The organism is Mucilaginibacter aureus (assembly GCF_053514885.1).
Window position 1 is genome coordinate 5,433,375 of sequence record NZ_CP170601.1, and the last position, 11,870, is coordinate 5,445,244.

Here is an 11,870-nt window from a genome sequence, read left to right on the forward strand (position 1 = left end):
AGTTATAAAAATAACTGCTACTGCAACTCTAAACTGCCACTACTATTTCCACTGCCCGTACTCCAAATGCTGTTTAATGCGGATGCTCAGCGGCGTGCCAACCGGGTATTTATCACGCTCGAGGTTAAGCACCCTCAATTTTGTATCTGCTTTTTCGATAATCAGTTCTTCAAAAAAACCTTTAAATAATACCTGAGTAACCGTCCAGTCCTTCTTTTTGCCCCAACTGTTAACGATCTCTATATTTTCGGGGTTAATGGCAACGGTATCATGTTCGGTTTCAATACCGCAAACCTTGGCCTGTTCTTTTGTTAACACCGAGCAGTTGGATAGTATTTGCGCAGTATACAGCATACCCGGGGTTTGGTATAATTCTTCCGGAGTACCGGCCTCAACAATTTCGCCCTGCCTGATCACAACCAGGTCATCGGCCATCGAGAGTACTTCGGCAGGGTCATGCGATACCAGCACAACCGTTAAACCTGTATCTTTTACTATGGTGCGGATATTTTGCTGCAAACCTTCGCGAAACGAAGCATCAACCTGGTTAAAAGGTTCATCTAAAAACAACACCTCCGGGTTGGTGATCAGTGCTTTGGCAATAGCTACCCGTTGCTTTTCGCCGCCGCTTAAATCAATTATACGCTGATCTCTCAAATCCCAAACCTTCATCTGTTTTAATGCTTTTTCGGTTTGCGTTTCTTTATATTTAAGATCGGTATTGGGCAGCAGCGCCGATACATTTTGCCAAACGGTTGCAAACAGGTTCAGGTCGTCGGTATGCTGGGTAACCATCTTCATACGGTCGTGACCGGGAATCAGCTTCTCTTCGGGACCGATGATCCGCTCGCTTTTAAAAAGCACCTCGCCTTGCAGAGGGCTTAGCAAGCCGTACAACAGTTTAAGCAGGGTGCTTTTGCCGCTGCCGCTTTCGCCAACAATGGCTGTAATTTTTCCTTGTTTAATGGAGAGGGTAATGTTATTTACGCCCGATTTCTTATCGTTACTATAGCTTTTAGTTACCGATACCGCGTCTAAAAAAGATGGGGTTAACATGCCGGTAAAGATAAAAATAGTTACTGAGTTATTAGGTTATTGAGTTATTGCAGGGCAGTTATTGTGTTAACTCAATAACCAATACCTAATAGCTCAATAACCAATAACCTAATAACTTATTTAAAACCCAAACTGCAGGCCGAAGTTAAAGCTCTTTAAACCTTTCTGGTCGGGGCTGTTCACAAACATATCGTTAAAGAAATATTTGGTAAATAGGCCAAAGCTGCCATAGCCTACCTTTAAAGATCCTCCGATCTCAAAGCGGTCGAAATGGAAATCGTTATAGTTTTTGGTTTTACCGTGTTCGGGGCTTATTTGTTTTTGCATACCATCTATCAGAAAGCCAACCTCGGGTCCGGCAATAACATGGAAGCGGTTATTGTGCCTGTCGGGCGATGTCCTGAAATCGAACGCAAGCGGTACCATCAGGTAGTTTGACGTGAACCTGTTTTTTGTAAAATGATTAACGGTATCAACTACATAGGTTAGGGTCGGGACATCGGGCACTATGTTAATGTTTTTTTGCAGGCGTATGTGGGTCCAGTCAAAACCGCCTGATACCCATATTTTAAAGTGATCGTTAAAACGGTATCCAAATTTAAAAAAGCTAAAACCTACATAGCTTGTTTTGCCCTGGCTGTAGTTTAAAAAGCTGTTTTTTGGCGATAACGTAAAGCTGCCGTTATCGAGCAGGGTAGCAAAACCCAGGTGAAAATCATAAAATGATACGCCTATCGAAAAACCGTTATTGTTTTTTTTAGCCTCTGCTTTTTTAATCGAATCCTTATACAAGGCTTTGTTATACCAGGTTTTATGCTTGATGATGATGGTATCCGATTTACTTTTGTTCGGATCTGATTTCTGCTGAGCATATACGCTTCCCAGCATCCCGCAAAATATTGCGGTAATTATTAAACGTTTCATACTATTTGTGGGGTTTATTTTTTAAACTGATTTAATTTTGTTTTTTAACTTTTATTGGGCCCAGGTTTACACCGGTAACATTCAGCAGGTCATCATCGTCGTCATCGCCGCCGCTGCCAAACTGTATGATCTTATTATCGCGCTTATCAACCTTGGCAATTACCACATTGAGCAAATCGCCCAGGCTGTGTATCTTTTTCTTTTTAACCGTTTCGGTTGTTTTGGTTGCCAATGGATCGGTTTTAGGCGCAACATTAACGGCAATACTATTAGTAACCGGGGTAACAGGTTTGATGAGATTATTATTGTTATCCTGCTTATCGGGTTTACCAATGTTTACCGGTTTAATCAAAGTTAAAGCCGGCATGCTGTCAATCGGGTTAACTATCTCTGGTGTGCCCTGTTTGCCCTTATTAATTGCATAATCTGTTTTAGCTGATTTAACAGCCACTGCCGTTTGAGGCTGCTCTGTTACCGGCTGCTCGCCTGTTATATCCGGCACCTCTTCGGTATCCTGTGGTTGCTCAGTTACGGCAGCCACCGCTTCAGTTATCGTTTGCTGTGGGTCGTGATTACCATGCAGGGCCAGTTTTTGTGTACGCGGCATAAACAACAGGCCCGCGGTAAGCAGTATCACCAGCGTTGCCGCGATGCTCAGCATGGGTGCCAGGCCCGACCGCGTTTTGCTGCTGCCAGGTATTTCGGGCACTATTTTACCCCACAACTCGGCCGATGGCGCAACCTCCAGGTCGGTTAGTTCAGCGTTAAATAGTTGATCAAGTTCTTTATCCGACATTTTCATATCTCTTTCCCTCTAATTTTGTGATCTGTTCTTTCAATATTGTTCTGGCCCTTGATAGTTGTGATTTTGATGCCCCTTCGGTAATCGTCATCATCTCTCCTATCTCTTTATGGCTGTATCCTTCAATAGCATATAAGTTAAACACCATCCGGTAACCCGGCGGCAGCTGCTGTATCAGTGCAAGCAACTCTTTAACACCCAGGTTTGATGATGCAAGCGGATCGGCACCCGGTACCTCGTGTGCGGTATCGATATCAATTGCCTGCATCATTTTATGATGTTTGCGATAATACTCGATAGATGTATGCACCATAATGCGCCGTATCCAACCCTCAAACGATCCCTCGCCTCTAAAATCGTTCATCTTATTAAAAACCTTAATAAACCCGTTTTGCAACATATCCTCCGCTTCCATTTTATCGGTAGCGTAACGCATACAAACGCCCAGCATTTTTGCCGCGAAGGATTTGTACAGTCCTTCCTGCGCTTTACGCTCACCGTTACGGCAGCCTTTTATTAATTGTTCTATAGTAAGGTTGTGTTCCAAAAACATCATTTAAAGGTAAGATGAAATGTTTAAGCAAATGGTTGCATGGGGTGAAAAAAAATTTAATATTTATAAATGGTAAATTTAAATGGCAAAGATTATAAGTTATATTATCTGGATACTTGCGCACTAAGCAATATGGTAAAAGATCGCCCTGGATTTGGAAGTAAACTATTAAACCTTGTTCTTGCTGATGGAATCATGGCTATTTCCTCTTACTCATTATGGGAATTAAAATCTCATTCTATTTATGATGAAGTAATATCCGTCATTACTGTTCTTCCCTGCGTATTACTTAAATCTGAACAATTGATGTTTGAAAGTGAATTTGAACATTTTAATAATGATCAAATCATAATATCTCCCATCCTGGCAAGTATGTTAAAAACAAAAAACAATATTGATATAATCAGTTTAATTGAAGAACATATTACCAATATCAAAAATATTAAGTTTAAAAACAGTCGTTCCCAAACATTTCAATTTATATCCCAAGAAGCATCAAATATATATTCCAGAGAAGATTTAAAAGTGTTATCAAAACTACAATTCAGTGTATCGATGGCTGCTTATATGTTAGCAAGTGAGTATATACCTAATGTGCTTCGTAAATATGTAGATGCGGAGGAAGAATTCCCTATTGATAAGTTTCCATCACTTTTGTCAATATCCTATATGAAACATTACAAATACCTCCAATCAAAGAGAAAAGGGGAAGAAAGTGACATACCGGATATACTTATGTCCGCTTTGTATCCTTATGTTGATGTTATTATAACTGAAGGAAACCAGTGTGAGTTAATTAAACAGATTAAAAGAAATCATAATTTTTGGTCTAATGCTACACCAATTTCAATAAAAGAATTTAATAAAAAGTCTCAAGAAACATGAAAAGGAACATTCCTATAATCTTATTTGTATTATTAACAACGTTTGTAAGAGCTCAGGACACCGCCACCCTGTTTAAACCCGACCGTGTTTTCGACGGGCAAACTATGCACCCCGGCTGGTGGGTACTGGTAAAAGGCAATCATATAGAAGCCGCAGGCGAGCCATCGGCTATCCATCCGCCTCAGTTGGTCAAGGTTATTTCCCTTCCGGGGATGACATTGCTGCCCGGACTGATCGAGGGGCACTCGCACCTGTTTCTGCATCCCTATAACGAAACATCATGGAACGACCAGGTGTTGACCGAAAGCCGCGCCGAGCGCACCGCCCGTGCCGTTACGCATGCCTACGCTACGCTGATGGCAGGCTTTACCACCACCCGCGACCTGGGTACCGAAGGTGCCGGGTACGACGATGTGGGCCTGAAAACAGCCATAGATAAAGGTATTATCCCCGGTCCACGCATGCTGGTTGCCACCCGGGCCATTGTAGCTACCGGCAGTTACGGGCCAAAAGGTTTGGTTACCGAGGCCCTAATACCCAAAGGCGCCGAAGAAGCCGACGGTACCGATGCCTTAACCAAAGCCGCCCGCACCCAGATAGGTAACGGTGCCGACCTGGTTAAAGTTTATGCCGACTATCGTTGGGGACTGAACGATACCCCTGCCCCTACCTTTACCATCGATGAGTTAAAAACTGTTGTTGATGTTGCAGCCAGCAGCGGCCGGATGGTGGTTGCGCACGCCGGTACCGCCGAGGGGATGCGCCGGGCCGTGCTGGCCGGCATTAAAACCATTGAACATGGCGATGGAGGCGCCCCCGAGATATTTAAGCTGATGAAGGAAAAAGGCGTTGCCCTAACCCCTACCATAGCCGCTGCCGAAGCCACTACGGGTTATAAAGGCTGGCGCAAAGGCATTGATCCCGAGCCCGAGCGCATTATCCAGAAACACAAAAGCTTTACCGCGGCCCTGCAAAGCGGCGTTACCATTTGCTTTGGCGGCGATGTAGGCGTGTTCCCTCACGGGGATAATGCCCGCGAAATGCTGCTGATGGTTGAGTACGGCATGCAACCCGTAGATGTACTGCGCTCGGCCACCTCGGTAAATGCCGAAGTATTTGGTCTGCACAACTTAGGTAATATTAAACCCGGCTACCTTGCCGACCTGGTTGCTGTTAAAGGCAACCCCATTGATGATATTAAACTGATGAAACAGGTGCGTATGGTGATGAAGGACGGGGTGATGGTGAAGAAGGAGTAGTAATACCTGTAAAGACCTTATACACCTTGTCACCTCGACCGAAGGAGAGATCTTCTGCTTCAATACCAGTCTACAGCAGAAGATTTCTCGCTATCGCTTGAAATGACATGGAGTAAATTGCATGGCAACCTGTTGCCAATTTGCCAATAATTGCGTATATTGGAGGTGTAAGCGCGAGGTTTACAGTTACAAAAATGGCAATTGAGCACCGATATTTTATGTAAAAATACCGACAAATACCCCCCTTCGGGAGATTTTCGTTACAAAATTGATAATGAAAAATCCATTGCGGTTATAGCAGTATTGATCAAACAATAACTTAATAACCCAATAACAAGCAACCAGGTTACACCACCTTAACCGCCTGCCTGGCCAGCAGCTTCCACTCGCCGTGTTGTTTTTGCCAGATGAGCAGTATGCTTAAATGCACGGCGCCTGGTTTGCCGCTATCGTTGGTTTTTGCGCTTAAAATATGTCTTACAATGGCGGTGTTGCCAACCACTTTAATGGTTTGCTCGGTAAACTCGAGAGTTACAAATACCGATGCACCGGTGGCAAAGCTGCTGATAAATTCGTTTTTGTTTTGCAGTTTACCGCTGCTGTGGCCGTAGCTTAGCTCATCAAGGGCAATATTGCGCAATTGTACGGTATCGGCCTTAACCATGGCTGTACGCAAGCCTTCAACAGCCTGGGCCACTTTTTTTTCGTCTTTGCTTTGCGCCGATGCTGTTATCGCCGTAAGGCAAAAGGTAAAGGCAAGCAGGGTAAAAAATAATGTTTTAACAGGTTTTAGTGTTCTTCTCATGCTCAAATATCTTTATTGTGCAACGCATTTGCAATAGCTGGTAACAATAATAAACCGGCACATATAAATGCAGCAACCCGCGCGGCGTTTGTTTAGTTGATACTGTGTATATTTGCAGTGGCCTTTGTGTATGTTGATGTGTAATAGATGAGTGTGAATGGTGATGGTAATGAGGCGCAAAGCGAAATGGTTAAAAAACTAAATAAGCTTGAGCTAACGCTAAGTAAAGCGCAGCAATTAATGAACTTTGGCACCTGGGAGCTCGACCTAAGTACCATGAACCGGTATTGGAGCGACGAGGTGTACAACCTTTTAGAGATCCCCCCTGCTAAACGCGGACATGTAGCCGACCCTTTTGAATATTATTCGGCCGATAGCTTACCCATCGTAAAAAAATCGATGGCCAAAGCTGTTGAGGACGGCGCCCCCTGGGATATTGAAGTAAAAGTAGTTACCGAAAATGGTAACGAACGCTGGGTAAGAACCTGCGGCGAAGTGACCATGGAGAATGGTAAAGCCATAAAGCTTTTTGGTATTATCCAGGATATTGACGACCGCAAACGCGCCGAAGAAAACCTGAAAGTACTTTTTGAATATTCGGCGGATGCGCATTTGCTGTTTGACGAAAACGGCCTGATAGATTGTAACCACACTGCCGTTGAAATGCTGCTGTACAACAACAAAGCAGAGTTGCTGGCATCACACCCGGCAAAGTTTTCGCCCGAGTATCAGCCCGATGGCCGCCGGTCTGACGAAAAATCGATTGAAATGGACAGGATAGCCCGCGAAAAGGGTACGCACCAGTTTGAGTGGGTCCATCGTAAAAGCAATGGCGAAGATTTTACGGTGCAGGTAACCTTAAAGGCGATAACCCTTAATGATAAACCTGCCTGGCTGGTTGTTTGGCACGATATAACCCGGCACAAACGTGCCGAAGAACGGTTACGCCAAAGCGAGGCCATGCTCACCGAATCGCAAGTGCTAACGCACAGCGGTAGTTGGGAAGCCGATCTGCTTACGGGTAAAAATTATTGGTCGGCCGAAGCCTTTCGTATTTTTGGGCTCGAGCCTGATACAGACGGCCCCCCAACAGATCTGTTTTACCAAATGATACATCCCGATGATAAGGAGATGTATAAAACCAGGGTGAAGGAGGCTGTTAACCAGCAAACACCTGCCAGCTTTGACCTAAGAATAGTATTGCCAAGCGGCAAGGTTAAATTTATAAGGGCCATAGGCAGGCCCTTTGTTAACGAGGCAGGCAAAGTTACCAAACTGTATGGCGCTATACAGGATATTGATGATCACAAACGATCGGAAGCGGAACTAATCAAAGCTAAAGAACTTGCCGAACAGGCGGCTATAGCCAAATCGCAGTTTTTAAGCACCATGAGCCACGAGATACGCACGCCCATGAACGCCGTAATTGGCTTTACGCATTTGTTATTGCAGCATGAGCCCCGGCCAGACCAGCAGGAATATTTAAATATCCTCAAATTTTCATCGGAGAATTTGCTGGTGCTCATTAACGATATTTTGGATTTTAATAAGATAGAGGCCGGTAAAATCGAGTTCGAGTCGGTTGATTTTAACCTGAGCAGGCTTATTGATAACATCCGTTTAGCGCAGGCGCAACGTGCCCAGGAAAAAAACATCAAGCTAAAGCTGATGATGGACGAAGACCTGCCCAACGCCGTGATAGGCGACCCTATCCGTTTAGGGCAGATATTGACCAACCTGATCAGCAATGCGGTAAAATTTACTCAGGAAGGCAAAGTGGTAATAACAGCCTCATTGGCCGAACGTCAAAAAGATCATACCATTATTGATTTTGAAGTTGAGGATACCGGCATAGGTATTGCACCCGATAAACTGGATCATATTTTTGAGAGCTTTACCCAGGCAAGCTCAGACACTACACGAAAGTTTGGCGGCAGCGGGTTAGGCTTAACTATTTCAAAACGCCTGCTTGAACTGCAGGGCAGCCATATCAAGGTTAAAAGTGAGCTGGGCAAGGGCTCTGTTTTTAGCTTTAGCATGAAGTTTAAAAACAGTACCAAACAGCTGGCCCCGGTATTAGAAGACATACAGGATATTAAAAGCCTGAGGGGCACGCGCATACTGATAGCCGAAGATAACCAGATAAACGTACTACTGGCTAAACAGTTTATGAAACAATGGGATGTGGATTGTGATGTAGCCGAGAACGGTATTATAGCTTATCAGCTCATCCAAACCAATAATTACGACCTGGTGCTGATGGACCTGCAGATGCCCGAAATGGATGGCTACGAAACCACCCAAAAGGTGCGCCAGTTACCCGACCCAAAATATGCCGAACTGCCTATTATAGCTTTAACGGCATCGGCTATGCTGGATATTAAGGATAAAGCTTTTGAATCGGGCATGAACGATTATGTAAGCAAACCATTTAACCCGGATGACCTGTACCGTAAAATAGCAACCTATGCGCGCCATAAACTTAATTGACTGGAAAGTAAATTGCATCAAAAAGAAAATTAATGGCTTGGTTTTTTTATTACGATGTTTTTGTAGCTTTGTCTAAACGAACCCTGTAAACTCTAATTAGTAACAACATGTCAAATTCTACTCCCCAGGTTTTTAATGCAGATACCGTTATACAAAGAAATGAGAGCCGTTTTTTAGCCAGCCAATTAGGTACCGAAACGGTGATGATGGATATGGATAGCGGCGATTATTTAGGTATCAACAGTGTAGCTTCGGATATGTGGACGCTTCTTGAAGCGCCTATAAAAGTTGAAACACTCATCAAAACTATGGTTGAGCTGTATGATGTAAGCGAAGAAATTTGCAAAGCCGAAGTTGAAACATTCTTACCAAAAATGTTCGCTCAAAACATGCTCATCGTTCAGGAAGCAGCTTAATATTCTTATATCCCAATGAAGATACTGCGTAAGTGTAAAACATTTGTTAAACTACCCATACGCACCAAACTTTTGTTTGCCGAAGCTTTTTTTACTTCGGCCTGGGTTAAGGCGAGCCTCAAATTCTTCCCGTTTAAACGGGTAATGGGCTGGCTTGGCGGTATACAGGTTGAAAGCGCTGCCGATCCTGATCCTGAAACTTTAGAGCTACGCCGCCAGGTTAAGGCCGCCGTAGCGCTTTGCAACAAATATGCACCTTGGCCAACCGAGTGTTATACACAATCGCTCACGGGTAAATTGTTATTGCGCCGCCGCCACGTAAAAAGCACACTGTATATTGGTTTTATGAAGGATGAGAACGGTAAGTACAAGGGCCACGCCTGGTTACGTGCCAACGATCTTTACATATCGGGTATTAAAGAGGCACGCGGTTTCCAGATACACTCGCGTTTTAGCTGATCGCTAAAATCAGCCTCTCAGCCCTACCAGGGCATTTTTATCACATTTGATGTAATTTAATTTACTGATCGTCAAACTTTTATGCGCAGCTATTGTATTAATAAACAAAAAATAGTTGTACATTTAATATACCAATTATATACATCATGGAAAAAGACTTAACTATTCAGGTAGTTGCTATGCGCGTTGACAAAAAAAGGTGGGAAAATCCGACACTTGTAGTAATAGACCCGGGAAATGTAGCCGGCGGCCCGATTAATGCAGTAACTGAAAAAACAACACCAACTGCGGTCAATCTTCCCGGATTCACTTCGACCAACCATTCGTAGTTTTTGAATATGTTTGGCAGTGGTGCCTAACTTTCGGCATCAATTACTGTTGGATAACCATACTTTTCCATCACAGCTTTGTGATGGGTGATAATGGATTGTATCTGCTCGGCGTTAAGTTCATCCTTCCAGCCGCCGGATTTGCCTTTGCGGAAGAAAGACTCGCTTTTTACATTCTTTTCGCCAAAGCCTTTTTCTTTTTCTTTTTCTTTCAGTTTTTCAAAGTTACTTGCTATAATGGCATTTTCAACCTGGCCAGGCTGTACATCAATCCCCATAAACTCAACGGCTTTGGTAAATGTGGCTAAACCATCATGCAGCATATCCTCATAACGCAATACCAGTACCGGGAAAGGCAGGTCGGCCGTCCAGCTTTCAACATGTCCGCTCCAGCTATACATCAGCTGCCTAAACTGGTTGTTAACGTTAAAGTTGCCTTTTTGCCTTGCTAAACTGCCTTTGGGCTTATTCATGATACCTATGGCCTCATCCAGGGTGCCATTATTATGATTAGCAAATGATGCCACAACATCGAGCGGGTTACGTATAAAATAGATGGCGCACCGGGTAGGTTCGGTAGGTACAATTGGGTTATTTTCGGTATTTAGTGCATAAGCATCATGTATCTTTATAAAAAGGTGCTTTTTTTGATACCAGCTTGCCATATCCCTAAATACATCGGGCAACATGTTTTTAACTTCCTCGTCGTACAGGTAGGTCGAGTCGAGGTCGGTACTGTTATCAAATATAAAACGCGATGAAAATATGCCATCGGTTTTCATCTGGTTGATATCGATCTCGCCTTCGTTGAGCAGGGCAGTTAAAAATGCTCTGAACCAGGTATTACCGCTTTTAGGGTACGATGCCAGCCAAACTATTTTTTGTTGTTCGGGTGTTTCCTCGTTACTCATTAGGCTCCAGTACGTTGGTTATCAAATCAATTACCTCGGTTAAAGTATTGCCGCCCAATGGCCTGCTTATTTTATAAATAGGCGCTGCATTGGTTAACCTGGTTATCGCATTAAAGTGCTGGTTACGTTTTTGCATGGCATTCATTTGCACCGGGCGGTAGGTGTTGCGCTGTAACATGGCAAAGGCCGCAATTGAAGCTAATGGCTTAATAGAGGTCTCTGATGTGGTATTGTTGCTATCCAACAAAAAGATCTGCTTAACCGGTTTTGGAGCAATATCAAACTCTTCGTGATAAAAACGGGCAAATTTGGCTAATTGCGGTCGTATCTTTTCGTCCTCGGTAGCCATATCCAAACCGGTTTTGGAAAAGCTGTCGGCCCAAAGTTTGATCATCGGGTATGATGGTACTGCGGTAACCTGGTCGCCATCAATCTTTAACACACAAACATCATCCGAAAAAACCTTATAGCCTTTTTGCTGCAGCATAGTGGCCGTGGTTGATTTACCTGCACCGGATGGACCGCAAAACAAAACAATGCCATCACCGTGCATTACCGCTGATGCATGTAATGGAATGGAGTTACGCTGGTGTAAAACAGCAGCCATCGCGTTGCTCAGCAAAAACAAACGGATGCTTTTTTCGTCGGCCCCGGCTACGGGTTCAACTAACACCTGGTTGCCGTTAGCTACATAGTACGTAGCAACTGCCGTTTTTTGCAGGTACTCGGTCGCAGTCATCGAAACGTTTACCTTTTTAACCAGGCCCTCGCCGGTTAGTTGGGTTGGAACTGCACCCATTTTTATGGTCAGTTCAGGTTCGCTTGTAAACGTAAATGGCAGAAATTCAGGAAATTCAATTTCGGACGAGATGAGTAAGCCAAAGCCCCAGTATTGGTGCATCAATAGTATAATTTAATAGTAGAAAAATTACTGCAATTAAGCAAAATTATGCCGGATATAAAAATCGAATTCAGTTAACC

13 protein-coding genes are annotated in these 11,870 nt (G+C 43.8%); 6 read left to right on the top strand and 7 right to left on the bottom strand.

The window, feature by feature from the left end:
• Positions 1 to 42: 42 nt before the first annotated feature.
• The 4 genes from ACFGVR_RS23455 to ACFGVR_RS23470 all read right to left on the bottom strand — a co-directional run bounded on the left by ACFGVR_RS23455 (position 43) and on the right by ACFGVR_RS23470 (position 3,335).
• Positions 43 to 1,056, bottom strand: coding sequence for an ABC transporter ATP-binding protein (locus tag ACFGVR_RS23455; RefSeq protein WP_448700135.1), 1,014 nt, complete (start codon positions 1,054 to 1,056; stop codon positions 43 to 45).
• Positions 1,057 to 1,176: 120 nt separating this feature from the next.
• Positions 1,177 to 1,980: an outer membrane beta-barrel protein gene (locus ACFGVR_RS23460; RefSeq protein ID WP_448700136.1), complete on the bottom strand. Its 804-nt coding sequence runs from the start codon at positions 1,978 to 1,980 to the stop codon at positions 1,177 to 1,179.
• A gap of 31 nt (positions 1,981 to 2,011) precedes the next feature.
• Entirely contained in the window at positions 2,012 to 2,776 is a 765-nt protein-coding gene (locus tag ACFGVR_RS23465) for a hypothetical protein (RefSeq protein ID WP_448700137.1), read from the bottom strand.
• Positions 2,766 to 3,335, bottom strand: coding sequence for an RNA polymerase sigma factor (locus ACFGVR_RS23470; protein WP_448703052.1), 570 nt, complete (start codon positions 3,333 to 3,335; stop codon positions 2,766 to 2,768). Before ACFGVR_RS23470 ends, ACFGVR_RS23465 begins: the two co-directional genes overlap by 11 nt.
• A 69-nt stretch (positions 3,336 to 3,404) precedes the next feature.
• Here ACFGVR_RS23470 and ACFGVR_RS23475 point away from each other — a divergent pair, with 69 nt between their 5' ends.
• Together ACFGVR_RS23475 and ACFGVR_RS23480 are read left to right on the top strand one after the other, a co-directional pair.
• Entirely contained in the window at positions 3,405 to 4,220 is an 816-nt protein-coding gene (locus ACFGVR_RS23475) for a hypothetical protein (protein ID WP_448700138.1), read from the top strand.
• Complete coding sequence (locus tag ACFGVR_RS23480; RefSeq protein WP_448700140.1) at positions 4,217 to 5,479, top strand: amidohydrolase family protein; 1,263 nt, start codon at positions 4,217 to 4,219, stop codon at positions 5,477 to 5,479. The genes ACFGVR_RS23475 and ACFGVR_RS23480 overlap by 4 nt, the downstream gene beginning before the upstream one ends.
• Positions 5,480 to 5,825: 346 nt before the next feature.
• On the opposite strand, the gene ACFGVR_RS23485 is transcribed toward ACFGVR_RS23480, so the two are convergent.
• Positions 5,826 to 6,284: a nuclear transport factor 2 family protein gene (locus ACFGVR_RS23485; RefSeq protein WP_448700142.1), complete on the bottom strand. Its 459-nt coding sequence runs from the start codon at positions 6,282 to 6,284 to the stop codon at positions 5,826 to 5,828.
• Positions 6,285 to 6,431: 147 nt separating this feature from the next.
• Between ACFGVR_RS23485 and ACFGVR_RS23490 the strand changes: the two genes are divergently transcribed.
• From ACFGVR_RS23490 to ACFGVR_RS23505, 4 genes are all read left to right on the top strand, one after another.
• A complete protein-coding gene (locus ACFGVR_RS23490) occupies positions 6,432 to 8,774 on the top strand; it encodes an ATP-binding protein (protein ID WP_448700144.1) in 2,343 nt (780 codons plus the stop codon).
• A 107-nt stretch (positions 8,775 to 8,881) separates the two neighbouring features.
• Positions 8,882 to 9,190 (top strand): PqqD family protein, encoded by a 309-nt coding sequence (locus tag ACFGVR_RS23495; protein WP_448700146.1) that lies wholly within the window; start codon positions 8,882 to 8,884, stop codon positions 9,188 to 9,190.
• 15 nt (positions 9,191 to 9,205) lie between these two features.
• A complete protein-coding gene (locus ACFGVR_RS23500) occupies positions 9,206 to 9,649 on the top strand; it encodes a lasso peptide biosynthesis B2 protein (RefSeq protein ID WP_448700148.1) in 444 nt (147 codons plus the stop codon).
• A 146-nt stretch (positions 9,650 to 9,795) separates the two neighbouring features.
• A complete protein-coding gene (locus ACFGVR_RS23505) occupies positions 9,796 to 9,978 on the top strand; it encodes a hypothetical protein (RefSeq protein WP_448700149.1) in 183 nt (60 codons plus the stop codon).
• A 26-nt stretch (positions 9,979 to 10,004) separates the two neighbouring features.
• Here the strand turns inward: ACFGVR_RS23505 and ACFGVR_RS23510 are convergent, their stop codons facing one another.
• The gene (locus tag ACFGVR_RS23510) at positions 10,005 to 10,889 is read right to left on the bottom strand and encodes a sulfotransferase domain-containing protein (RefSeq protein WP_448700151.1); all 885 of its coding nucleotides are present in this window, start codon (positions 10,887 to 10,889) and stop codon (positions 10,005 to 10,007) included.
• Positions 10,882 to 11,790, bottom strand: a complete 909-nt coding sequence (locus ACFGVR_RS23515; protein WP_448700152.1) for a serine kinase — start codon at positions 11,788 to 11,790, stop codon at positions 10,882 to 10,884. Before ACFGVR_RS23515 ends, ACFGVR_RS23510 begins: the two co-directional genes overlap by 8 nt.
• Between the last annotated feature and the right edge of the window lie 80 nt (positions 11,791 to 11,870).